This window comes from Mesorhizobium sp. WSM4306, from assembly GCF_007003975.1.
Taxonomy (GTDB): domain Bacteria; phylum Pseudomonadota; class Alphaproteobacteria; order Rhizobiales; family Rhizobiaceae; genus Mesorhizobium.
Map to the genome: position 1 here is coordinate 56156 of NZ_VFTC01000013.1, position 22553 is coordinate 78708.

The 22553-nt window shown below is 64.1% G+C and carries 22 protein-coding genes and 1 tRNA gene; 9 read left to right on the plus strand and 14 right to left on the minus strand.

The features are described 5' to 3' along the window. Positions 1-3 precede the first annotated feature (3 nt). The 5 genes from FJV77_RS16800 to FJV77_RS16820 form a co-directional block, all read right to left on the minus strand. On the minus strand, positions 4-1005 hold the full coding sequence (locus FJV77_RS16800; RefSeq protein ID WP_142867899.1) for an Ldh family oxidoreductase: 1002 nt from the start codon (positions 1003-1005) through the stop codon (positions 4-6). Positions 1006-1125: 120 nt separating this feature from the next. Continuing rightward, positions 1126-1935, minus strand: a complete 810-nt coding sequence (locus tag FJV77_RS16805; RefSeq protein ID WP_142867900.1) for an ABC transporter permease — start codon at positions 1933-1935, stop codon at positions 1126-1128. Then, positions 1935-2648, minus strand: a complete 714-nt coding sequence (locus FJV77_RS16810; RefSeq protein ID WP_246691293.1) for an ABC transporter permease — start codon at positions 2646-2648, stop codon at positions 1935-1937. The genes FJV77_RS16805 and FJV77_RS16810 overlap by 1 nt, the downstream gene beginning before the upstream one ends. Positions 2649-2804: 156 nt before the next feature. Next, positions 2805-3605: a transporter substrate-binding domain-containing protein gene (locus tag FJV77_RS16815; protein WP_142867901.1), complete on the minus strand. Its 801-nt coding sequence runs from the start codon at positions 3603-3605 to the stop codon at positions 2805-2807. Positions 3606-3659: 54 nt separating this feature from the next. Further along, positions 3660-4475 (minus strand): ABC transporter ATP-binding protein, encoded by an 816-nt coding sequence (locus tag FJV77_RS16820; RefSeq protein WP_142867902.1) that lies wholly within the window; start codon positions 4473-4475, stop codon positions 3660-3662. 214 nt (positions 4476-4689) lie between these two features. Here FJV77_RS16820 and FJV77_RS16825 point away from each other — a divergent pair, with 214 nt between their 5' ends. The 5 genes from FJV77_RS16825 to FJV77_RS16845 all read left to right on the plus strand — a co-directional run bounded on the left by FJV77_RS16825 (position 4690) and on the right by FJV77_RS16845 (position 9621). Further along, positions 4690-5562, plus strand: a complete 873-nt coding sequence (locus FJV77_RS16825) for a dimethylarginine dimethylaminohydrolase family protein (RefSeq protein ID WP_142867903.1) — start codon at positions 4690-4692, stop codon at positions 5560-5562. Continuing rightward, positions 5532-6200 (plus strand): TetR family transcriptional regulator C-terminal domain-containing protein, encoded by a 669-nt coding sequence (locus tag FJV77_RS16830; RefSeq protein ID WP_142867904.1) that lies wholly within the window; start codon positions 5532-5534, stop codon positions 6198-6200. Before FJV77_RS16825 ends, FJV77_RS16830 begins: the two co-directional genes overlap by 31 nt. Continuing rightward, entirely contained in the window at positions 6197-7777 is a 1581-nt protein-coding gene (locus FJV77_RS16835; RefSeq protein WP_142867905.1) for a 5-guanidino-2-oxopentanoate decarboxylase, read from the plus strand. Before FJV77_RS16830 ends, FJV77_RS16835 begins: the two co-directional genes overlap by 4 nt. Continuing rightward, positions 7774-8751 carry a capsular polysaccharide synthesis protein gene (locus FJV77_RS16840; RefSeq protein ID WP_142867906.1) on the plus strand — a complete coding sequence of 326 codons (978 nt, stop codon included), beginning with the start codon at positions 7774-7776 and terminating at the stop codon, positions 8749-8751. Before FJV77_RS16835 ends, FJV77_RS16840 begins: the two co-directional genes overlap by 4 nt. 162 nt (positions 8752-8913) lie before the next feature. Continuing rightward, the gene (locus FJV77_RS16845) at positions 8914-9621 is read left to right on the plus strand and encodes an SDR family NAD(P)-dependent oxidoreductase (protein WP_142867907.1); all 708 of its coding nucleotides are present in this window, start codon (positions 8914-8916) and stop codon (positions 9619-9621) included. A 169-nt stretch (positions 9622-9790) separates the two neighbouring features. Here FJV77_RS16845 and FJV77_RS16850 read toward each other — a convergent pair whose 3' ends face one another. The 4 genes from FJV77_RS16850 to aroA form a co-directional block, all read right to left on the minus strand. Beyond that, a complete protein-coding gene (locus FJV77_RS16850) occupies positions 9791-10612 on the minus strand; it encodes an MOSC domain-containing protein (protein WP_142867908.1) in 822 nt (273 codons plus the stop codon). A 265-nt stretch (positions 10613-10877) separates the two neighbouring features. Then, positions 10878-12575, minus strand: a complete 1698-nt coding sequence (gene rpsA / locus FJV77_RS16855; RefSeq protein ID WP_112563700.1) for a 30S ribosomal protein S1 — start codon at positions 12573-12575, stop codon at positions 10878-10880. Positions 12576-12780: 205 nt separating this feature from the next. Next, positions 12781-13431 carry a (d)CMP kinase gene (gene cmk, locus FJV77_RS16860; protein WP_142867909.1) on the minus strand — a complete coding sequence of 217 codons (651 nt, stop codon included), beginning with the start codon at positions 13429-13431 and terminating at the stop codon, positions 12781-12783. A 305-nt stretch (positions 13432-13736) separates the two neighbouring features. Further along, complete coding sequence (aroA, locus tag FJV77_RS16865; protein ID WP_142867910.1) at positions 13737-15095, minus strand: 3-phosphoshikimate 1-carboxyvinyltransferase; 1359 nt, start codon at positions 15093-15095, stop codon at positions 13737-13739. A gap of 206 nt (positions 15096-15301) precedes the next feature. On the opposite strand from aroA, the gene FJV77_RS16870 reads away from it, so the two are divergent. The 3 genes from FJV77_RS16870 (at position 15302) to FJV77_RS16880 (ending at position 16437) form a co-directional block, all read left to right on the plus strand. Then, positions 15302-15697 (plus strand): TIGR02300 family protein, encoded by a 396-nt coding sequence (locus tag FJV77_RS16870; protein ID WP_142867911.1) that lies wholly within the window; start codon positions 15302-15304, stop codon positions 15695-15697. 172 nt (positions 15698-15869) lie between these two features. Further along, positions 15870-15945, plus strand: a tRNA-Ala gene (locus tag FJV77_RS16875). Between the two features lie 165 nt (positions 15946-16110). Beyond that, positions 16111-16437: a hypothetical protein gene (locus FJV77_RS16880; protein ID WP_246691289.1), complete on the plus strand. Its 327-nt coding sequence runs from the start codon at positions 16111-16113 to the stop codon at positions 16435-16437. Positions 16438-16493: 56 nt separating this feature from the next. Here the strand turns inward: FJV77_RS16880 and FJV77_RS16885 are convergent, their stop codons facing one another. From FJV77_RS16885 to msuE, 5 genes are read right to left on the minus strand one after another with little or no spacing between them, the layout of a single operon-like run. Then, on the minus strand, positions 16494-17258 hold the full coding sequence (locus FJV77_RS16885) for an ABC transporter ATP-binding protein (protein WP_142867912.1): 765 nt from the start codon (positions 17256-17258) through the stop codon (positions 16494-16496). A 24-nt stretch (positions 17259-17282) separates the two neighbouring features. After that, a complete protein-coding gene (locus FJV77_RS16890) occupies positions 17283-18281 on the minus strand; it encodes an ABC transporter substrate-binding protein (RefSeq protein ID WP_142867913.1) in 999 nt (332 codons plus the stop codon). Between the two features lie 39 nt (positions 18282-18320). Next, on the minus strand, positions 18321-19169 hold the full coding sequence (locus FJV77_RS16895; protein ID WP_142867914.1) for an ABC transporter permease: 849 nt from the start codon (positions 19167-19169) through the stop codon (positions 18321-18323). Between the two features lie 25 nt (positions 19170-19194). Next, positions 19195-20571 (minus strand): LLM class flavin-dependent oxidoreductase, encoded by a 1377-nt coding sequence (locus FJV77_RS16900; RefSeq protein WP_142867915.1) that lies wholly within the window; start codon positions 20569-20571, stop codon positions 19195-19197. A gap of 50 nt (positions 20572-20621) precedes the next feature. After that, the gene (msuE, locus tag FJV77_RS16905; protein ID WP_142867916.1) at positions 20622-21179 is read right to left on the minus strand and encodes an FMN reductase; all 558 of its coding nucleotides are present in this window, start codon (positions 21177-21179) and stop codon (positions 20622-20624) included. Positions 21180-21504: 325 nt separating this feature from the next. Here msuE and FJV77_RS16910 point away from each other — a divergent pair, with 325 nt between their 5' ends. After that, positions 21505-22524, plus strand: a complete 1020-nt coding sequence (locus FJV77_RS16910; RefSeq protein WP_142867917.1) for an LLM class flavin-dependent oxidoreductase — start codon at positions 21505-21507, stop codon at positions 22522-22524. Positions 22525-22553 lie beyond the last annotated feature (29 nt).

A 22553-nucleotide genomic window follows, 5' to 3' on the forward strand; every position in this document is an offset into this window, starting at 1 on the left:
GCTTCAGCTCGAATAGCGCTCGGCGAATTCGGAAATGCGCTGCACCACGGCCTTGGGAGCGTTGATGCCGCGGGCCTGCGCCTTTTCCGCCGCTTCGGCGCGGGCTCGGCCCGGCACATGGACGCCGAAGCGCCGGCGCAGCCGGTCGAGCTGGTCCTTCATGCGCTGTTCGAAATCCGGATCGAGCAGTTTTGGCTCGACGGCGAGCACGAACAGGCCGGTTCCCGGGCTGTCCGGTCCGCCGGTGAACCAGGGGGCGTCGAGCGACCAGTTGGCGCCCGACAGGCCGGCCGCCAGGACTTCGACCATCAGCGCGATGTTGGCGCCGCGCTGGCCACCGAAGGCCAGCATGGCGCCTTTCATGGCCGCGGCCGGATCGGTGGTCGGATTGCCGCTGGCGTCCAGCGCCCAGCCTTCGGGGATCTTCTTGCCGTCCTCGGCCGCCTTGCGGATGTTGACGAAGGCGGTGGCGCTCGACGACTGGTCGATGACCAGCGGCGCGCCATCGGCGGCGGGCGCCGCAAACGACATCGGGTTGGTGCAATAGACCGGCTTGACCGAGCCCGAGCCGGCCAGCACCGCCGGCCCGTTGGTGGCGGCGAAGGAGACCAGTCCCAGCTGCGCGAGACGCCCGGTGAAATAACCGAGCGCGCCGCACGTATAGGCGTTCTTCTGCGAGAAGATGGCGACGCCGAACAGCTTTGCCGCCTTGGCGAGATCGTCGATGGTGCGGTCGAAGCCGGTATGCGCGAGCCCACCGCGCGCGTCGGAGAGATAGACGGCGAGCGCCGGCCTGGTGATCACCGGATCGGCATTGCCGTCGATGCGGCCGGCTTCCAGGGCTTCGAGGTAATCGATGAAGTGCGTCAGCCCGACGGTTGAAAGCCCTTCCGCCTCGGCGGCGATGATCGAGGCGGTGAGCGACTGCGCCGCCTCTTCATTGGCGCCGGCCCCGAGTGCCGCCATCCGGCAAAGCCCGGTTGCCTGGTCGAGAGAGAGTTGCATGGTGAGCCTTAATGACGGTGAATGGTGAATAGTGAATGGCCGTCTTAGGCGAGGGCGCGAAAATTGCGACCCCTTTCCGCCGACTATTCACCATTCACTATTTTACCATTCACCATTTCACTACCCAATCTTGTTCGGAATCCGCGCCTCGATCTTGCTGAAGGCAAACACCAGAATACCGGTGATCGTCATGTAGATCAGCGCCAAGAGCAGCAAGGGCTCGTAGGTGAGATAAGTGTCCTGCCGCACCTTGGACGAGACGGCGAAGATGTCGATGACGCTGATCGTCGCCACCAGCGGCGTCGACTTCAACTGCAGCACGGTTTCGCCGGTCAGCGTCGGCAGCGCCCGGTAGATGGCCTGCGGCAGCCAGATGCGGCGGAAAATCTTCCAGCGGCTCATGCCGAATGCGCGGGCCGCTTCTAGCTGTCCCTTGGGCACGCCGGCAAAGGCGCCGCGCATCACTTCGCCCTCGTAGCCGGCGAAGGACAAGGTCAGCGCCAGCACGCCGTAGGGCCAGGCCTGCCTGAGATAGGGCCACATCCAGGATTCACGGATCCAGGGATATTGCGGAAACAGCGAGCCCAGCCCGTAATAGAGCAGCCACAGCTGGATCAGCAGCGGCGTGCCCCGGATGACGGTGCAGAATGTCGTGGCCGGTGCGGAAAACCAGAACGAACCGGCGGCCTGCGCCAGCCCGAGCGGCACGGCGAGAAGGAAGCCGACAAAGCAGGTGACGGCCAGGATCCACAGCGAGCGCCAGATGCCCAGCAGGCCCATTTCGTAATATTGGGGCAGCCAGTCCCAGCGCATGAAGAAGGCGGCGCTCAGCACCAGGCCAATCGCGATCAGGATCAGCGCGATGCGATGCGGCCGCAGCCACAGCGACGTCCGTGCGGCAGCGCTGATGATGGTCGCTTCTCCGGCCATCACCGCGCTTCCTTGAGCGAAGGCATGCCGCGCCGTGACCAGGTCTCAAGGCGGCCGATGAGCAGGTTCGAAACCAGCGAAAGGATGAGATAGAGCACGCCTGCGGCGACGAAGAAGGTGAAATAGGCTTTGGTGACGCCCGCGGCCTGCCGCGTCGCCAGCGCCAGTTCGTAGAAACCGACGACCGCCAGCAGGGCTGTGTCCTTGGTGGCAATCAGCCAGAGATTGGCGAGGCCCGGTATGGCGAAGGGCAGCATCGCCGGCAGCGTTATGCGCCGCAACATCAGGCCGGGCGACATGCCATAGGCACGGGCAGCTTCAATTTGTCCCTGCGGAATGGCCAGGATCGCACCGCGGATCACTTCGGTTGAATAGGCGCCCTGAACAAAGCCAAGCACGGCGATGCCGGCGGCAAGGCCGCTGATGTCGACGCGCTGATAGCCCATTGCGGTCAGCGCCTGATTGATCAGGTCCGTCCCGGCATAATAGAGCAGCAGGATCAGCACCAGTTCGGGCACGGCGCGCACTATGGTGGTGTAAACCGCCAGCAGGTCGCGCACGACCGGGCCGCCATAGAGCTTGCCAAAAGCGCCGCCGGTGCCGATCAGGAGACCGAGGCACGTGGCGCCCAGTGCGATCTCGATCGAATGGAGCAGTCCGAGCAACAGCGTGCCGCCCCAGCCCGGCGGGTAGGGCGAAAGAAGCTCGATGATGCCGGCCGCCGAGGCCGAAAGAAATGCGTCGATCAGCGTCGCCCCCGGATTGCTGGCTCTAACCGCCGCCGGCAGCGCCGGCGACAATCATTCCTGGAAAAGGTCGGGCAGAAGAGGCATGGCTTGACGCCATGCCCCTAGCTCATGCGAGGATCGTCAGTTCGACTGCGCGCCGCCGCCACCATAAATGTCGAAATCGAAGTACTTCTTCGAGATCTCGTCATATTTGCCGTTGGCGCGGATCGCCTTGATGCCGGCGTTGATCTTGGCTTTCAGTTCGGTGTCTTCCTTGCGCACGCCGGCGCCCACGCCCGGCCCGAGCACTTCGTCGTCGGGAGCCACCATGCCCTTCAGGTCGCAGCAGGCCTTGCCCTGGTCGGATTTCAGGAAAGCATCGAGCGCGATGGAATCGGCCTGCACCGCGTCGACGCGGCCGGCCGCCAGATCCTGGTTGGCTTCATCCTGGGTCTGGTATTCCTTGATCTCGGCGGCCGTGGGGCCGAAATGCTTCTTGGCGTAGACGGCATGGGTGGTGGACACCTGCACACCGACCACCTTGCCCTTGAGGTCGTCCGGCGTGGCGCCGAATTTCTGGTCCTTCGGGCCGATGATGGCGGTCGGCGTGTTATAGTACTTGTCCGAGAAGTCGATGGTCTTCTCGCGTTCGGCGGTGATCGACATAGAGGAGACGATGAGGTCGATCTTCTTGGTCGTCAGCGCCGGGATGATGCCGTCCCAGGCGACAGGCGTAATGACGCAGTCGAGCTTCTCCTCGGCGCAGACGGCGTCGATGAAATCAATTTCCCAGCCGACCCATTTGCCTGAGGCATCCGGCGAGGTGAAGGGCGGATAGGGCTCGGCGGCGACACCGATCTTGACCGGATCGGCCTTGGCCACGCCCATGGCAGCGACGCCGAGCAGCAGCGCTGCGGCGAAGGTTTTCAGAACAGTCTTCATAGTCACGACTCCCAGTTTGTTGTTGGTTCCCGGTTTTCTTCCGTCCCGGCCTTCCTAGCCGATGTTGCGGATGAACTGCTTCAGCCTTTCGGATTTCGGTGCGCCGAAGATCTGCTCCGGCGGCCCCTCTTCCTCGACCAGCCCGTTGTAGAGGTAGACGACATGGGTCGCGACCTCGCGGGCGAATTTCATTTCATGCGTCACCAGCACCATGGTGCGCCCCTCGCGCGCCAGGTCGCCGATCACCTTCAGCACCTCGCCGACCAGTTCCGGGTCGAGCGCCGATGTCGGCTCATCGAACAGCATGACGCGCGGGTTGATGGCCAAGGCGCGGGCGATCGCCGCGCGCTGCTGCTGGCCGCCGGAGAGATAGGCCGGATAGACGTCGCGCTTTTCGGCCAGCCCGACGCGCGCCAAAAGCTTTTCGGCTTCCCTGATCGCCACGTCGCGCTTGACGCCCAGCACATGCACCGGAACCTCGATGACGTTTTCGATCAGCGTCATGTGGCTCCACAGGTTGAAGTTCTGGAACACCATGCCGAGTTTGGAACGGATGCGTTCGATCTGCCGGCGATCGGCGGGCACGGTGTGACCGTGGCTGTCGGCCTTGAGCTTGATCTCCTCGCCATTGACGCGGATGATGCCGCTGGTCGGGTTCTCCAGGCAGTTGATGCAGCGCAGCAGCGTCGATTTGCCGGAGCCAGAGCCGCCGATGATGGCGATCACCTCGCCGTCGCGCGCCGACAGCGAAACGCCCTTCAGCACATGCAACTGGCCGAATTTCTTGTGCAGGTTCTCGACATGGATGGCTTCGGCCGCAATATTCTGCGCCTTGCCGGATGGGACTGTGGCGACTCCCACCGCGCTCACCGGGTGACCTCTACCACAGGGTCGACGGCAGATCGTCGAACGTCTATCCGGCTAATCAACATACGCTGTAATGCCCACTCTAGACTTCAGCATGGACCCAACAGCGCGAGCCCGTCAATCCCGCTCATTACGGCACTTGCGGCCTTATTGTGCAAGTGTATAAATAGCTTTCGATGAAATTTTTTCCATTTTTTTCACCTCGAAAAGGGTATCGATGAGCGCTTTCGGATCACAGTCCATGGCGGCGCCGTTGCGGCGTGTGCTGATGCGGTCGGCGGCCAACGCCATGCGCGGCGCCGACAGGGCTACCTGGCATTATGGCCCGGGTTTCGACCCCGCGAAAGCGGCGTCGCAGCACGCGGCCCTCGCTGAGCTGGTGGCGGCTTCAGGCGCCGAAATCGAATGGATCGATGACAAGGCCGACGGACTGTCGGACTCGGTATTCACCCACGACCCGTCGCTGATGACCGACCGCGGCGCGCTGATCCTGTCCATGGGCAAGCCATTGCGCGAGAGCGAGCCATCGCTGCATGAGGAAACCTATACACGCCTGGGTATTCCTATCCTCGGCCGTGTCGAGGCTCCCGGCCAGGTCGAAGGCGGCGATTGCGTATGGCTGGATAACAGCACGCTGGTGATCGGGCGCGGTGTGCGGTCCAACCAGGAAGGCATCCAGCAGGTGTCCAACCTGCTGACGCCACTTGGCATTTCCGTCTACGGCTTCGATCTGCCGCTGTGGCAGGGCGAAGAGGCGTGCCTGCATCTGATGTCGGTGATCAGCCCGCTGGCCGGCGACCTCGCGCTGGTCTATTCACCGCTTTTGCCGGCGCCGTTCTATCAGTTGCTGAAGGCACGCGGCATCCGGCTGGTCGAGGGCGACGCCGAAGAGTTTGCCGCGTCCAACGGGCTCAGCCTGAACGTGCTGCCAACCAGCCCGCACAAGGTCATTGCCGTCGCAGGCTTTCCCAAGACCAGGGCCGCCATGGAAGCAGCCGGCTGCACGGTTGAAATCTTCGACGCGGATGCGCTTTGCATCGCCTGCGAAGGTGGGCCGACATGCCTGACGCGGCCCATCCTGCGCCAATGAATGAGCGCCGCAAGTTCCGTCGCGAGGGCGAGGAGCGGCGGCGGCAGGACCTGATCGACGCGACCCTAGGCAGTGTGGCGGAACATGGCCTGGAGGGCGCCAGCCTGCGCACCATCGCGTTGCGCGCCGGCGTCACCGCCGGGCTGATCCGGCACTATTTCCCCGGCAAGGAAGACTTGCTGCAGGAAGCCTATGCGGCGCTGATGGGCCGCATGACCGAGCAGGCGAAGGCGGCCTTGCTCATGGAAAACGCTTCGCCGCGCCAGCGCCTTGCGGCCTTCGTCACCGCCAACCTCAACGCGCCGATCATCGATGCGCGGGTGTTTTCGCTCTGGGCAACCTTCATCGGCCGCGCCGGTGCGGATCCGAGCCTGGCTCGCGCCCACCGCGAAGGCTATCTCGGCTTTCGCAACGAGGTGGAAGCGGTCGTGGCCGAAGTGCTTGCCGCCGAACAGCGCAGGCCGGACGCAAATGAGCTGCGCCGCCATGCCATCGCCATCAACGCGATCATCGACGGGCTCTGGATCGAAGGCTGTCTGGCCGCAGAGATGTTCTCGCCTGGCGAATTGGCGGCGATCGGCGTCAAAGCCATAGAGGCCGAGCTCGGCCTCGCACCGGAAAGGGGAAAAGACAAATGACAACGCTCGGCGAAGCCCTCATCACTTTGCTCGAGGCGCATGGCGTCGACACCGTCTTCGGCATTCCGGGCGTCCATACGGTCGAGCTTTACCGCGGCCTGGCGCGCTCAAAAATCCGCCACATCACGCCGCGGCACGAACAGGGTGCCGGCTTCATGGCCGACGGCTATGCGCGCGCCAGCGGCAGGCCGGGCGTCGCCTTCGTCATCACCGGACCGGGGCTGACCAACACCATCACCGCCATGGGCCAGGCACGCGCCGATTCGGTGCCGATGCTGGTGATTTCGGGCGTCAACGCGATGCCGACGCTGGGCAAGGGGCTGGGCTTCCTGCACGAGCTGCCGGACCAGCGCGGCATGATGGAGAAGGTGGCGCTGTTTTCGCAGCGCGTCACCGAGGCCAGCGAATTGCCAGGCGCTTTGGCGCAGGCCTTCGCGCTGTTTTCGTCCTCGCGACCGGGACCTGTGCATATCGAAATCCCGACCGACGTCATGGTCAAACCGGCCGACGGCATTGCTGCCTTGCTAAGCAATGCAGCGCCGCCGGCGCCGGATGGCGCGGCCATTGTCGAAGCCGCCAGGCTGATCGCAACCGCGCGCCGGCCGCTGATCCTGGCCGGCGGCGGCGCCAAGCGCGCCGGTGAGCCCTTGCAGCGCCTGGCCGAGCGGCTGGGAGCGCCTGTCGTCCAGACGGCCAATGCACGGGGCCTGCTGCATGCGCATCCGCTTTGCGTGCCTGCCAGCCCCAGCCTGAAAGCGGTGCGGGCGCTGATGGCCGGCGCCGATCTGGTCATCGCCGCCGGCACCGAATTCGGCCCGACCGATTACGACGGGTACAGCGATGGCGGTTTTGTCTTGCCGGCCAATCTGATCCGCATCGATATCGGCGCCGACCAGCTCGCCCGTCGCCCGGCAAGCGTCGGCATCCAGGCCGATTGCGCTGAGGCGATCGAAACCTTGCTTGCCGCGATAGGCCCTGATCATGTCGCAGCGAAGGACGGCGAGAGCCGCGCCGACGCGACACGAAAAGCGGCCTTTGCCGAACTGAGCCCGGCCTATGCAGCACAGGTGCATGCGGTGGAAACCATCCGCGACGCCTTGCCGGGCGCCATCATCGTCGGCGATTCCACACAGCCGATCTACGCCGCCAATCTCTACTATGATCATGACCGGCCGGGCGGCTGGTTCAACGCCGCCACAGGCTTCGGTGCGCTCGGCTACGGGCCGCCGGCGGCGATCGGCGCCGCGCTCGCCATGCCCGGCGTGCCGGTGGTCTGTCTCACCGGCGATGGCGGCTTCCAGTTCACCCTGCCGGAACTGGGCGCCGCGCTCGATGCGCCGGCGCCGGTCATCTTCGTCGTCTGGAACAACAGAGGCTATCGCGAGATCGAGACCTCGATGCTCGATGTCGGCGTCGAACCAGTCGGCGTGTCGCCGGCGCCACCGGATTTCTGCAAGCTGGCCGAGGCTTACGGCATATCAGCCGAACGGCTTGCCGGCACCGGCGGCCTCGCGGATGCCTTGAAGCGGGCACGGGCGGCTGGCAAAGCGCGTGTGGTGGAGATCACTGTCGAATGAGCGTGGCGCCACAAGCAGCCGATGGTTCGGAGAGCTCGTTTTTCAGCGAACCGCCGTTCAACGATCCGCTGAAGCGTCCCTATCTTGCGCCGCTGCGCTGGGCGGCGTCTTCACCGGCGTTGCCATGGTCGTTGCGCACGCAGGCGGCCAAATCCTGCATGAGCCTTGCCCGGCGGCGGGACTGGCGCGCCCGCAACGCCGCGATCGATCATTCGCGTTGGTGCTCCACCAGCAAGCCGGCCGGGGGCCTCGGCCCGATCTGGCAATACTGGGCGCAGGGCGTCGACGAGGCGCCGCCGGTGGTCAGGGCCTGTCTGCGCTCCGTGCAGCTCCACAAGGGCGAGCGCGAACTCGTCGTCCTCGACGAAAGGACCGTTGGCGACCATATCGATGTGCCCGGCCATGTCTGGGACAAGCACCGGCGCGGGCTGATGAACCGCACGCATTTTTCCAACTTCATCCGGCTGAGCCTGCTTACCCGCCACGGCGGCACATGGCTCGACGCAACGATCATGCTCAGGCAACCGGTTCCGCCGCAGATCGAAGCCGAGGATTTCTACATCCTGCGCGAGACCAATCGCGCCCCGAGGCTCGTGGAGACCTGGTTCATCCACGCCCGCAAGGGGCACCCGCTGATCGAAACCGTGCTGCACAACCTCGCCGACTACTGGAAGACGCATGACAGGCTGCTTCAGTATTTCATGTTCCCGCATCACATCGAGGCCGCCATTCTCCTCCACAGGCAATTGCAGCGCGACTTCCTGCGTATGCCGCAGGTCGGGGCCGACCGGCCGCATGCCCTGCAAAGGCAGTTGATGGAGCCTTTCGACGAAGCGGCTCACCGTACGCTCTACGATGGCTTCTGGCTGCACAAGTTGAGTTTCAAGGTCAGACGGCCGGCGGGTTGCGAGTGGCTGCTCTGGGATGCCATCCTCGACGGTTGGCCGCTTGGCCAAGCCATAAACCAGGCCTGATATGAGAGCCGCGACGCCGTTCGACGCAACCTCGAGCGATGCAAAGACGCAACACTGCCATGTCGAGATGGCGGTTGAGTGATCGCTAAAAAGGCGCGACGCTCTGCGTCGGGCGCGGCGAAAGAACGACATAATCATAAAAAATTACAGGAGCGGTCCAGGATGACGGAAACACTTCAGGGCAGGCATATCGTGGTCACCGGCGGCACTGGCGCGCTTGGTGCTGCGGTCGTCGGCAAACTATTGGCCGACGGCGCGATCTGCCATGTGCCCAATGCCCACGCGTCGGCCCCCTCGCATTTTCCTTTCGCAGCTGATGACAGCGTTCGCCTGGCGCACAATGTCGATCTCGCCGATCCCGCCAAGGTCGATGCCTTCTACGCCAGCGTTCCCGATCTCTGGGCCTCCATCCATCTGGCCGGTGGTTTTGCCGCGGCACCTGTCGAGAAGATCGAATCCGCATCCTTTGCCGAAATGATGGACACCAACGCGCGCACCGCTTTCCTGTGCTGCCGCGCCGCGGTGCGCTCCATGCTTGGCTCGGCTACGGCAGGCCGCATCGTCAATGTCACCGCGCGCGCCGGGCTCGACCCGCGCCGCGGCGGCGGCATGGTCGCCTATGCCGCCAGCAAGGCCGCTGTGGCGGCGATGACGGTGGCAATCGCGGAGGAGTTGAAGCACAAGGGCATACTGGTCAACGCGATTGCGCCCTCGACGCTCGATACGCCGGCCAACCGCGCCGACATGCCGGATGCCGATGTCACCAAATGGGTCAGCCTGGAAGCTGCCGCAGAGGCCATCGCCTATCTGGCATCGCCGGCCAATCTGGCGATGAGCGGCACGCTGGTGCCGCTTTACGGCCGAGCCTGAGGCGGCGGCGCCGCGGGGCTCCGGCTCTGCTTATTTGCAGACGAGCTTGCTGCGACAAAACCGATGCGGGTCATGGGGCCTCCGAACCGTCTGGCTTCCACTAACGGCCTTTGCCGACCTGGCGCGCATGGCGGCCGCCGACGCTTCCACCGCATAGAAGAACCTACGACTACGCCAGGTTCGAGACGCCCGCCTCCACGACCTCGACTGCGTCGCCGATCGAGATCGTGCCGGCGTTGTTCGGAATCGCATTCTGGCCGAAGATGATGCCGCCCTTGGCGGAGCGGTGGAGTTTGCCAAGCGTCTGCAACGGCTCGCGCGGGTCCGGCTGCTCGCCGCTGTGCGGATCGCGGGTGGTGATGACACAGCGCGAGCAGGGCTTTGCGATCCGCAACTCGACAGAGCCGATGCGGATCGTCTTCCAGCTGTCTTCGGGCCATGCGCCTTCTGCGTCGAGGACGATGTTCGGGCGAAAACGCGCCATCTCAATGGGCCTGGCAAGATGGCTGTTCAGATGGTCCAGCGAGCCTGTCGTGGCGACCAGCAGCGGAAAACCGTCGGCAAAGCCGACGTAGTCGCCGGGCTGGCCGAATTCCGGGTCGACCGGCCGGTTTTGCGGATCGTCGAAATAGACGAGATCGACGGGCCGGCCAAGAATCGCCGAGAGATATGCGCCGGCGGCCGGATCGGCCGACCGCGCAACAACCATGTCCTTCCAGATCTTGACCTGGCGCAGCGCGGCGCCTGGGCCTGGAGCCTCGACGGCGCGCGAACCGTGCCTGTCATGTTTCAACAGGATGCCGGTGCCGCGATGCTCGACGTCGATCGTCGTCATTGCCGGTATCTGGCGAATGGTGAGGAACTGCCCGTCCTTGTCGACGACCATCCAGCGACGGTCGCCTTCCATGCCCATGGTCTCGATATCGGCGCTAGGCACGGCATGGCCGCGCAGGCTCTTGACCGGATAGCGATAGAGTTCGACGACCTTCATGCGCGATGCTTCTCTTTTGCCCGAAGGGCGTGACCTTCCACGTTTATGCCCGCAAACGACATGCGCCCGAACCTACAGCCGCCCGTGCCGAATTGAAGGGGTTCCACCGTCTTTGTCTTGTGCCAACCGCCTCGTAAGGCCGCCGCCCCCCAGCTCTCACCGCGCATGAAAAAACCCGCGAGCCTTGCAGCCCGCGGGTTTTCTTGTTCAGTCCGCGCGCGAAGCGCGGCAGCAACCGAGGCTTACGCGTTGCGCGCGAAGCGGCTTAGCTGCCCTGCTTCTTCAGCGCGGCGCCCAGGATGTCGCCCAGCGAAGCGCCGGAGTCGGTCGAGCCGTACTGAGCGACTGCTTCCTTCTCTTCGGCGATTTCCAGCGCCTTGATCGAGACCTGCAGCTTGCGGGTCTTCTTGTCGAAGGCGATGACGCGAGCGTCAACCTTCTGGCCGACGGTGAAGCGCTCGGGGCGCTGCTCGTCGCGGTCACGGCTGAGGTCCGAGCGCTTGATGAAGGTCTCGATGCCGCTGTCGACTAGCCGCACTTCCAGACCGCCATCCTTGACGCCGATGACTTCGCAGGTGACGACCGCGTTCTTGCGCAGTTCGCCCGAAGTCGCCGCTTCGCCGACCGTATCCTTGGCCAGCTGCTTGATGCCGAGCGAGATGCGCTCCTTGTCGATGTCGACGTCGAGCACCTGCGCCTTGACCATGTCGCCGCGATTGTACTCTTCGATGACCTGTTCGCCCGGACGGGTCCAGTCGAGGTCGGAGAGGTGCACCATGCCGTCCACGTCGCCTTCGAGGCCGATGAACAGGCCGAACTCGGTCTTGTTCTTGACCTCGCCCTCGACCTGGCTGCCGACCGGATGGCTGGAGGCGAAAGCCTGCCACGGATTCTCGAGCGTCTGCTTGAGGCCGAGCGAGATGCGGCGCTTGGCCGGATCGACCTCGAGCACCACCACGTCGACTTCCTGCGTCGTCGACAGGATCTTGCCCGGATGCACGTTCTTCTTGGTCCACGACATTTCCGAAACGTGGATGAGGCCCTCGATGCCCGGCTCCAGCTCGACGAACGCGCCGTAGTCGGTGATGTTGGTGACGGTGCCCTTGATCTTCTTGCCGATCGGGAACTTGGTGCCGATCTCGGACCACGGATCCGACTCGAGCTGCTTCATGCCGAGCGAGATGCGGTGGGTTTCCTGGTTGATGCGGATGATCTGCACCTTGACCGTCTGACCGATGTTGAGGATTTCGGTCGGATGGTTGACGCGGCGCCAAGCCATGTCGGTGACATGCAGCAGGCCGTCGATGCCGCCGAGGTCGACGAACGCACCGTAATCGGTGATGTTCTTGACGACGCCTTCGACAACCTGGCCTTCTTCGAGGTTCTGCACGATTTCCGAACGCTGTTCGGCGCGGCTTTCCTCAAGCACGGTGCGGCGCGACACCACGATGTTGCCGCGGCGGCGATCCATCTTGAGGATCTCGAAGGGCTGCGGGTTGTGCATCAGCGGGGAGACGTCGCGGATCGGGCGGATATCGACCTGGCTGCGCGGCAGGAAGGCCACGGCGCCGTCGAGGTCGACGGTGAAGCCGCCCTTGACCTGGTTGAAGATGACGCCTTCGACGCGCTCGCCCTTGGTGAACTTCTCTTCGAGCTTGACCCAGCTCTCTTCGCGGCGGGCCTTGTCGCGCGACAGGACGGCTTCGCCCAGCGCGTTCTCGATGCGCTCGACCATGACTTCGACGGTGTCGCCGACCTTGAGCGTCGAGTCCTTGCCCTTGACGCCGAATTCCTTCAGCGGCACGCGGCCTTCGACCTTGAGGCCGACATCAATGATGGCCATGTCTTTTTCGATCGCCAGGATCGTGCCCTTGACGACCTGACCTTCGCCGGAGTGACCGGTGGTAAATGATTCTTCGAGCAGGCTCGCGAAATCGTCGCGAGTGGGATTTGCAGCTGACATATTTTCTCCTGGAGTGCCCCGCATCTGAAGCGGGACGGGCGCCGTGGGTTAGCGTTGCGTTGGCCTGCCGGCGTTCCGGGCTACAAAAGCCCTGGGCCGCCTAAGCGGCAATTCCGGCGCATGAAGAATGCTGGCAGGCTGGTTCGTGCCCGATATGGGTATTTTCTTCGCTTCCGACAATCGGTGGCAGCGGGAAAACCTTCAATCAGGCTTTATCTCTCTTGGCCAAGGCGTCGTCTATGATCACTTTGGCCGCCAGAAACGCGGCCTCTATAGCCATTTGCGAGGTATCAAGCAAGTGCGCGTCGGTGGCCGGCTTCAAGGGCGAGTCGGCGCGGCCCATGTCGCGCTCGTCGCGGCGCTCGATATCGGCGAGGATTTCGGAAAAATTGGCGGAGCCGCCAATGCTCTCGATCTCCGCCAGCCGGCGCTGCGCGCGCACTTCCGCGCTCGCCGTTACATAGAGCTTTATGTCGGCGTCGGGACACACCACGGTGCCGATGTCGCGCCCATCGAGCACCGCGCCCGGCGGTGTCTTGGCGAAGTCGCGCTGCTTTTCCACCAGGATGCGCCGCACGGTAGGGTAAACCGCAACCTTCGAGGCGGCCTCGCCAACCGCATGCGCCGACAGCACCCCCCGGTCGAGCTTTGCCAGATCGACCTGGCGCGCCGCGGTCTCAGCCGCGGAAACGTTGTCGAGCGGCAGCGCATGCTGGAGCAGCGCGTAGGCAACGGCACGATAGGTGAGGCCGGTGTCGAGCAGGTTCAGCCGGTAATGGTCGGCGAGCCGCCGCGCCAGCGTGCCTTTGCCGGCGCCGGCGGGTCCGTCGATGGCGATAGTGAAGGTGTGGGTCATTCGAAACCTCGATGCAAGTGCCTCACGCCATTGGCGCTCGAAGTCAACCGCCGTGACTTCCGAGGCTTCGAACTGGCTGTCCGAATTGATCTCTGCGAGATCAGGAAAGCTTTCCGTCGAATTTACGGTCCCTCCGACTTCTATATCCTTCGACCCGTCAAGGGCGGGGCCGCGAATGGCGAAGCCCACGGAGCCATCGGCATAGAATTCTATTGTTCGGTTCTGAAAATTGTCGTCGGCGACTTCATACCAGAGGTGGGACGGCTCCTCTGGTATGTCATGTTTCCAATGAACGAAAACGTATCTCACCCGATCTCCGCGCCCAGCCCCGTCATCAAATCCATGAACTCCGGAAAGCTCGTCGCGATCATGGCGGCGTCGTCGATGGTCACCGGCTTTTCCGTCGCCAGGCCCATCACCAGAAAGCTCATGGCGATGCGGTGGTCGAGATGGGTCCGCACGGTCGAGTCCTGCCCATTGGGATGGCCGCCGAGCCCCTTACCGCCGGGCTTGCCGCGCACCGCGAGCGAAGCCTCACCCTCGGTGCAGTCGACGCCATTGATCTTCAGCCCGTTGGCGACTGCCTCCAGCCGGTCGGATTCCTTCACCCGAAGCTCTTCCAGGCCCTGCATCAGCGTCTCGCCCTCGGCGAAACTGGCAGCGACAGCCAGCACCGGATACTCGTCGATCATCGACGGCGCCCGCTCTGGCGGCACGGTGACGCCGTTGAGTTCGGAATAGCGCACACGCAGATCTGCAACATCCTCGCCGCCGGCATTGCGCGGGTTCAAAATGTCGATCTGGCCGCCCATTTCCTGCAGTGTCAAAAGCAGGCCCGTGCGGGTCGGGTTCATCAGCACGTTCTCGATGACAATGTCGGAGCCCGGCACGATGAGCGCGGCGACCAGCGGGAAGCCGGCCGAGGACGGATCGCCGGGCACGGCGATGGTCTGGCCGGTCAGCTTGCCCTGGCCTTCGATGAAGATATGGCGCACGCCGCGCTCGTCGGTTTCGACCGACAGATTCGCGCCAAAACCCTTCAGCATCTTTTCGGTGTGATCGCGCGTCATCACCGGCTCGATCACCGTGGTGATGCCGGGCGTGTTGAGGCCGGCGAGCAGCACGGCCGACTTCACCTGCGCCGAGGCCATCGGCACGCGGTAAGTGATGGGTGCTGCGTGCTTCGGCCCATGCAGCGTGATCGGCATGCGGTCACCGGGCGTTGCCTTCAGCACCTGCACGCCCATCTGGCGCAAGGGTTCGAGCACGCGGCCCATCGGCCGGCCCGATAGCGAAGCGTCGCCGATGAAGGTCGTTTCCATGTCATAAGTGCCGACAAGACCCATGGTGAGGCGCGAACCGGTGCCGGCATTGCCGAAATCGAGTGGGCCTTCCGGCTGCAGCAGCGCGCCATTGCCGGTGCCGCGGATTACCCACTCGGCGCCGCGCTTCTCGATATGCGCGCCCATCGCCTTCATGGCTGCGGCCGTGCGCATCACATCCTCGCCTTCGAGCAGGCCGGTAACGCGGGTTTCGCCGGAGGCGAGGCCGCCGAACATCATGGAACGATGTGAAATCGACTTGTCGCCCGGCACGCGGGCGGTGCCGGAAAGGGCTAGGGATTTGCGGGCGGTGGCCGGCTTAGCAGCGGCGGCGTGAGACATGGAATTTCCCTGGACGGAATGCCGGCGCACCGGCGCTTTTCATTTGTTGCGGCGGTCTCGTATCACGGCGGGCACAAATGGTCATCCCCATGGTCGTCACTTGGCGCGGGGCCTTTCAGTACTTGGTTTTGTGACGCCGGCTTTTCGCTTTGACAGCGCGGTAAACTGTGGTTATGGGGACCACTCTTTTACTGACGAGGCTTGCCGTGGCAAAAAACGAACTTGGCACAAAGCGTGTCGACCCTGAGACGGGTCGAAAATTCTACGACCTGAACAAGGACCCGATCGTCTCGCCCTATACGGGCAAGACCTATCCGCGTTCCTACTTCGAGGAAGGCAAGATTGCCGCCATCGAAGAGGAGGAGGAAGTGGCCGAGAAGGAAGTAGACGCCGAGGAAGAAGAAGGCGTTGAAGTCGTCTCGCTTGAAGAGGCCGATGACGATGCCAAGGGCGGAAGCGACGATCTTCCCGATCTGGGCGACGACGAGGATGATGTCGACCTCGGCGACGACGAGGACGATACGTTCCTTGCCGACGAAGAAGAAGAAGATGACGATGTCGCGGACATGATCGGCGTCGGCGACGACGACGACGAGGTCTGATCGGCTGCGGGCGCGTACGCCCGCTGGCTTTCTTGAGCTGTGACGAAAAAGCGGTTCTTGCAGGCTTGATATTCAGGGAAGGCGGGGTTAGAAGCCGCCTGCACTAAACGGCGCGGTGTTGAAACCGCTCCGGACCTCTACGCCGGCAACGGCGCCGGCTGACTGCCGGAGTGGGGCCATAGCTCAGTTGGGAGAGCGCTTGAATGGCATTCAAGAGGTCGTCGGTTCGATTCCGATTGGCTCCACCAAACAGTCTCTTTCCGACGCTCGGTTTCGCGGCATTCATGCTTGTCGCCTGCCAGTCGGCTCCTGAACCATCATCCCCGCCGCCAGCGCCCGCACCACAGCCGATGGCGCCCGCCGCGATCTCTGCTCCGGACGGTGCAGCCGTCCTCGATCCGTCTGTCAGGGTCATGCCCCCCGGCGAGGGCATCCCGGCCAAATATGTCGCATTTTCCGGCATATGGGGCGGACGTCTCGATGGGATGTATGACGGCAAGCTCGCCGTGCTGACGATTTCGCGCGGCGGCAATGTCACCGCCACCTACGCCTGGGGCGATGTCGCCGATAACAAACCGGGCGTAGCCGACGGCGAAGGCAAGATCTTCGGCAACACGTTGAAACTGCGGCGCCTTCCCAATGGCGCTGACGTCAGCGCGGTCATGCAGGCGGACGGAACGCTGGCCGTCACCTATGGGCTTGCCGACCGCACCTATACGGGCACGTTCAGCAAGCAATAGTCGAGAGAAGGCGAAGCTCTGGCGGTCAGCCGTGGCTGGGTCGAGGCCTTCCTCGATCAGTGCAATCCGAATTCGCGCAGCAATTCTTCGCGATAGCGCACGAAGCGGGTTTCGCTGCGCTCGCGCGGGCGTGGCAGGTCGATGTCGATCAGCCTTGCCGCGCCACCTTTCTCCTTGGGCAGGATCAGCACCCGGTCGGCTAGATAGATCGCCTCTTCCAGATCGTGGGTGACCATCACCATGGTGACGTTCTCCTCGCTCCAGATGCGCGCCAGTTCCTCCTGCATGCCGATCTTGGTCATGGCGTCCAGCGCTCCCAGCGGCTCGTCGAGCAGGAGAATCTCGGGCTGGACGGTAAGCGCCCGGGCGATGCCGACGCGCTGCGCCATGCCACCCGAAAGCTGGCTCGGAAAAGCATCGGCGAATTCGGCAAGGCCGACCAGCGCAACGTAGAAGCGGGCGCGTTTCTCCGCTTCTTGCTTTGCAACGCCGCGCACTTCGAGGCCGAAGGCGACATTGCCGAGTACGCTCAGCCAAGGCAGCAGGCGCGGCTCCTGGAAAATCACGGCACGCTCGGCGCCGACGCCATGCACCGGCTGGCCGTCGATCGCGACGGCACCGCTGTCGGCAGTCTCCAGCCCGGCCAGAATGCGCAGCAGCGTGGTCTTGCCGGAGCCGCTGGCGCCGACGATGACAAGGCATTCCCCCGAACGGATGTCGAGGTTGAGCGTCCGCAGCACGGCTAGCTGGCGCCCGCCGAGGCTGAAGGATTTGGAGAGGTCGCGGATCGAGACCTCTCCGCCACGGTTGGAACCGGTCATCTCATCTCTCAGCTGTTTCGGAGCTCAGTTCGTCTTGGTCTCGCCGGGCCGGTACAGGATATCGGCGGCTTTCAGCTTGCCTTTGGCCAGGCGGCCGTCGCGCTCCAGCACGGCGACCCAGAAATCGATGTCGCGGTCGGTCGCCTGCGCACCTTCACGCAAGCCAAAGCCGGTCCAGTAGCGGGCGAGATCGCCGTTTTCGCCGCGCTTGTTCAAGATGTTGGCCACCACCTTGCGGGCTTCGTCCGGATTCTGGCGCGACCAGTCTGAAGCGCGCGCCGACTGTTCGACGAAGTTGCGCGCCGCATCCGGATTGGCGGCAATGAAGTCGCGCCTGAGCACGACGAAGCCGCCGGCGAGTTCGCCCAGCACATCGGTGTCGTCGAACACGCCGCGCACGCCGCCATTGGCGACCAGCGCGCCGGCGAAGGTCGCCTGCCAGTAGCCGAGGCCGGCTATATCAACCTGGCGCGAGCGCAAGGTCTGTTCCAGCTGCGGGCCGGGCACGACGACGAGGTTGGCGGCATCCGGCGGCAGGCCGACGCTGTGCAGGGCTTCGCGCACCGTATAGTCGAGATGGGCGCCGAGCGTGTTGACCGAGATGGTCTTGCCGGCGATGTCGGCGATCGATTTGATCGGGCTGTCTTCCAGCACGTAGAAGACGCTCTTCACATCCTTGTTGATGCCGTTGCTCGGATAGGCGGCGACGAAGTCATTGCCGCCCGAGATCGAGTTGATCACCGCCGCGGTGGCGGCCGAGCCGATGTCGACGCTGCCGGACGACAGCGCAAACAGCGATTCCGGTCCGCCCGAGGCATAGCCGACATTTTCCAGCTCGACGCCGAGCCCCCTGTAGTAGCCGAGCTCGGCGGCCAGCTCATGCGGCGAGATGCTGCCGCGGCTGGCGAGATAGCGAAATTTCACCGGTACGGTTTCGGCAAAAGCCAGGCGCGGCAGGCCGGCAGCGATGAGGCCGGCGGCAAGCGGTGCGCCGGCAAGCAGGGAACGGCGGGTGATTTTCATGATCCGGTCTTTCCTGAGTGGAGGGTGAGGGACGGGCTGCTAGTTGACTGGGTTGCTCCAGCGGCAGAGCCGCCGCTGCAGGGCGACCAGCGCCTGGTTGGCGATCAGGCCAAGCCCGGCGAGGATGACGATTGCCGCAAACATCAGCGGGATCTGGAAATTGTATTGCGCGTTCATCACCTGGAAGCCGATGCCCTTGTTGGCGCCGATCATCTCGGAGGCGATCAGGAGCAGCAGCGCGGTGGTGGCGCTCAGCCGCAGGCCGACGAAGATCGACGGCACGGCGCCCGGCAGCACGACGCGGCGAAACACGGTGAGTCGGCTCGCGCCGTAGACGCGCGCCATTTCGAGCAGCTTGGGATCGACTTCCTTGACGCCGCTGGTGGTGTTGAGCAGCAGCGGAAACAGTGTCGCCCAGAAGATGACGAAGATCTTCGAGGTTTCGCCAAGCCCCAAGAGCAAGATGAACACGGGGTAGAGCGCCAGCGCCGACGTCTGCCGGAATACCTGCAGGATCGGATCGAGCGCGGTTTCGACCGGGCGCACCTGGCCCATGAACAGGCCGAGCGGGATGGCGACCGCCACCGCCGCGCCGAAGGCAATGCCGGCGCGTTGCAGGCTGATGGCGATGTCGCCGAGCAGGCTGCCACCGGCAAGCCCCTTCCAGAGCGCTGCGATGATCATGTCGAGCGGCGGCAGCACCGCCGCGTTGACCCAGCCGGCGCTGCTCGCCACCTGCCAGAGCGCCAGGAAACCGACAAGTACACCGTAGCGCGACAGGAAGCGGACAGCCGCCCTGCCGCCGAGGCGCAGAAAGTCGTCGCCGAGCCCGCTTTCGCTGCGACTGGCGGGGATCGTGATCGGCCGATCGATGTGCTGCAATGTCATCGCGTCATCCCTTCAGCTACGAGGATCATTCGGCGGCAAGGACGGTCGAGCGGGCGACGGTCCACGGATTTTCCGGCCGCCTGAGCCCAAGATTCTCGCGCAGTGTGCGGCCTTCATAAGCGGTGCGGAAAAGACCGCGCCGTTGCAGTTCGGGAATGACCAGGTCGACGAAATCGTCGAGCGCGCCGGGCAGCCAGGGCGGAAGGATGTTGAAGCCGTCTGCCGCCTCGCTGGTGAACCATTCCTCCAACTGGTCAGCGACCTGCGTGACGCTGCCGACGATTGTGTAATGGCCGCGCGCGGTCGCCACCCATTGATAGAGCTGGCGGATGGTGAAGTTGTGCTCGTCGGCAATCTGCCGGATCAGCGCCTGGCGGCTCTTCATGCCTTCGGTTTCCTTGCTCGGCGGCAGCGGGCCGTCGAGCGGGTAGCCACGGATGTCGAGCGTCTGGCCGGCAAGCCCGTTGAGCAGCGCAACACCGTCCTCGGGCAGGATGAGGTCGTTGAGCTGCTGGTATTTGGCACGGGCTTCTTCCTCCGTGCGGCCGACGAAGGGCGCAACGCCCGGCATGATCAGCACCTGGTCGGGGTCGCGGCCGACTTCCGCCACGCGCGCCTTGATGTCGCGGTAGAATTCCTGCGCCGTCTCGAGCTTCTGATGGGCGGTGAAGATGACTTCGGCCGAGTGCGCGGCAAGCCCGCGTCCGTCTTCGGACTGCCCGGCTTGTACGACAACCGGATGTCCCTGCACCGGGCGCGGCACGTTGAGCGGACCCTTGACGCTGAAGTGCTCGCCCTTGTGGTCGATGTCGTGCAACTTGTCCTTGTCGTAGAAGCGGCCCGACTGCTTGTCGCGGATGAAGGCGTCGTCCTCCCAACTGTCCCACAGCGCCTTGACCGTCTCGACATGCTCATGCGCCCGCGCATAGCGCTCGGCGTGGTTGGGCTGGACGTCGCGGTTGAAATTGCGCGCGGTTTCGTCGCCGGCCGAGGTCACCACGTTCCAGCCGGCGCGGCCGTTCGACAACAGGTCGAGCGAAGCGAATTTGCGCGCCAGCGTATAGGGCTCCTCATAGGTGGTGGAGGCCGTGGCGATGAAGCCGAGATGCGTGGTCAACGGCGCCAGCGCCGCAAACAGCGTCACCGGCTCGAAGCCGGCGATCTTGGCATTGCCGCCTTCGCGGGCGCCAAGACCGACGGTTAGATTGTCGGCCAGGAAATAGGCGTCGAACAGGCCGCGCTCGGCGGTCAGCGCCAGCTGTTTGTGGAACTCGAAATTGGTGGCGCCGTCGGCCGGCGCATCGGGATGGCGCCAGGCGGCAATATGCTGCCCGCCTCCGGGCAGGAAGGCACCGAGCTTGATCTGCCGCGGCTTGCTATCGAACGTGCTGGCTCGGGTCATTGCAGGCGTCCTTCTGGTCTAAATTGGAAGGGATGTTGCGTTGCTGATCTTCAGGCGGCACGAACGACGCTGTAGGGCACGCCGGCCACGCGGCATGCCTCGGCCACCGCCTGCCGTGCTCGCGCCCGGACGGCTTCGGATACCAGCACGCCATTGGCGAAATCCTTGTCCGAGGCGTAGATCGCGGTCGGCAAGGTCTGCGCTTCGAAGAAGCCGAACAGCGGCCGCAACTGATGTTCGACGACCAGCGAATGCCGCTCGCCGCCGCCGGTCGCCGCGAGGATGACCGGCTTGCCGCGCAGCGATGACGGGTCGAGCAGGTCGAAGAAATGCTTGAACAGCCCGGTATAGCTGCCTTTGAAGGTCGGCGAGCCGACCACCAGCACATCGGCGCCCAGCAGCTGGTCGACAATGGCGCGGGCCGTAGGATCGAGATCGTCAAGTTTCTTGGCGAGCGGAAAGGACGGGCCGAGATCCTCGATGTCGAAAACGCTTAAAGCAGCACCTGCACGGCTCGCCACTTCACCGGCGATGTGGCTGACGAAAGCCTTGGTCTTGGACGGACGGGTCAGGTTGCCAGACAACCCCACCACCAGCTTTCTCGACATTTTTGCGGCTCCTTACACGATGGTATGTGCATTAAGGCTACCGATTTTGTAGAATTAAATGAGCGAGAAGATTTCAAAACCAGCCCGTCAAGCGAATGGAGTTTGCGGCACATCGCCTTTCCTTGGTTCATTTGGACCAAAAGCGACGCGGCAGATGCCGGTTCGATATCCGCTGGCTCTGACAAATAGACAATCCTGGTGCTTTGATGGGTATCGTCGCGAAACCGTCAAGGGTCGGCGCCATTGACACTGAGTTGCGTCAGATACGATTGAACCCAATCGGACGGGCGACGAAGTAGGAACCTGCAATGAACAGGATGCACGCATGAAGAAGATCGGCTTTCTTTCCTTCGGCCATTGGTCGCCCTCGTCGCAATCGCAGACGCGCTCGGCCGCCGATGCGCTTTTGCAGTCGATCGACCTGGCGGTGGCGGCCGAGGAGCTTGGCGCTGACGGCGCCTATTTCCGCGTGCATCATTTTGCCCGCCAGCTCGCGTCGCCCTATCCGCTTCTGGCCGCGGTCGGCGCCCGCACCAGCCGCATCGAGATCGGCACCGCCGTCATCGACATGCGTTATGAAAATCCGTTGTATATGGCCGAGGATGCGGGTGCTGCCGACCTGATCGCCGGCGGCCGGCTGCAGCTCGGCATCAGCCGCGGCTCGCCGGAGCAGGTGATCGACGGCTGGCGCTACTTCGGCTACGTGCCGCAGGAAGGTCAGAGCGATGCCGACATGGCGCGCAACCATGCCGAAGTTTTCCTCAACGTCCTGCGCGGCGAAGGCTTCGCGCAGCCCAATCCGCGGCCGATGTTTCCCAATCCGCCCGGAATGCTGCGCCTGGAACCGTTCTCGGCCGGCCTGCGCGACAGGATCTGGTGGGGCGCCGCCACCAACGCCACCGCCGAATGGGCAGGCAAGCTCGGCATGAACCTGCAAAGCTCGACGCTGAAGTTTGACGAGAGCGGACAGCCGCTCCACATCCAGCAGGCCGAACAGATCCGCGCCTTCCGCGCGGCGTGGAAGGAAGCCGGGCATGCGCGCGAGCCGCGCGTGTCGGTCAGCCGCAGCATCTTCGCTCTGGTCGATGACCGCGACCGCGCCTATTTCGGCGGCAACGACTCAGAGGACCATTTCGGCTATATCGAACCGGAGAAGCGCGCTGTCTTTGGTCGCACCTATGCGGCCGAGCCGGACGTGCTGGTCGAGCAACTGAGAGAGGACGAGGCGATCGCCGAGGCCGACACGCTGCTTCTGACCGTCCCCAACCAGCTCGGTGTGGAGTACAACGCCCATGTCATCGAGGCGATCCTGAAGCACGTCGCGCCGGCTCTCGGCTGGCGCTGACAGCCAATAGCCGTTGTTCAAGCAAATAC

Coding starts and splice junctions, on each gene's coding strand:
- FJV77_RS16815 (WP_142867901.1), bottom strand. CDS start 3,605: ATGAAGACTGTTCTGAAAACCTTCGCCGCAGCGCTGCTGCTCGGCGTC.
- FJV77_RS16800 (WP_142867899.1), bottom strand. CDS start 1,005: ATGCAACTCTCTCTCGACCAGGCAACCGGGCTTTGCCGGATGGCGGCA.
- FJV77_RS16890 (WP_142867913.1), bottom strand. CDS start 18,281: ATGAAAATCACCCGCCGTTCCCTGCTTGCCGGCGCACCGCTTGCCGCC.
- FJV77_RS16835 (WP_142867905.1), top strand. CDS start 6,197: ATGACAACGCTCGGCGAAGCCCTCATCACTTTGCTCGAGGCGCATGGC.
- FJV77_RS16850 (WP_142867908.1), bottom strand. CDS start 10,612: ATGAAGGTCGTCGAACTCTATCGCTATCCGGTCAAGAGCCTGCGCGGC.
- FJV77_RS16900 (WP_142867915.1), bottom strand. CDS start 20,571: ATGACCCGAGCCAGCACGTTCGATAGCAAGCCGCGGCAGATCAAGCTC.
- rpsA (WP_112563700.1), bottom strand. CDS start 12,575: ATGTCAGCTGCAAATCCCACTCGCGACGATTTCGCGAGCCTGCTCGAA.
- msuE (WP_142867916.1), bottom strand. CDS start 21,179: ATGTCGAGAAAGCTGGTGGTGGGGTTGTCTGGCAACCTGACCCGTCCG.
- FJV77_RS16885 (WP_142867912.1), bottom strand. CDS start 17,258: ATGACCGGTTCCAACCGTGGCGGAGAGGTCTCGATCCGCGACCTCTCC.
- FJV77_RS16830 (WP_142867904.1), top strand. CDS start 5,532: ATGCCTGACGCGGCCCATCCTGCGCCAATGAATGAGCGCCGCAAGTTC.
- FJV77_RS16895 (WP_142867914.1), bottom strand. CDS start 19,169: ATGACATTGCAGCACATCGATCGGCCGATCACGATCCCCGCCAGTCGC.
- FJV77_RS16845 (WP_142867907.1), top strand. CDS start 8,914: ATGACGGAAACACTTCAGGGCAGGCATATCGTGGTCACCGGCGGCACT.
- FJV77_RS16840 (WP_142867906.1), top strand. CDS start 7,774: ATGAGCGTGGCGCCACAAGCAGCCGATGGTTCGGAGAGCTCGTTTTTC.
- FJV77_RS16825 (WP_142867903.1), top strand. CDS start 4,690: ATGAGCGCTTTCGGATCACAGTCCATGGCGGCGCCGTTGCGGCGTGTG.
- aroA (WP_142867910.1), bottom strand. CDS start 15,095: ATGTCTCACGCCGCCGCTGCTAAGCCGGCCACCGCCCGCAAATCCCTA.
- FJV77_RS16910 (WP_142867917.1), top strand. CDS start 21,505: ATGAAGAAGATCGGCTTTCTTTCCTTCGGCCATTGGTCGCCCTCGTCG.
- FJV77_RS16805 (WP_142867900.1), bottom strand. CDS start 1,935: ATGGCCGGAGAAGCGACCATCATCAGCGCTGCCGCACGGACGTCGCTG.
- cmk (WP_142867909.1), bottom strand. CDS start 13,431: ATGACCCACACCTTCACTATCGCCATCGACGGACCCGCCGGCGCCGGC.
- FJV77_RS16880 (WP_246691289.1), top strand. CDS start 16,111: ATGCCCCCCGGCGAGGGCATCCCGGCCAAATATGTCGCATTTTCCGGC.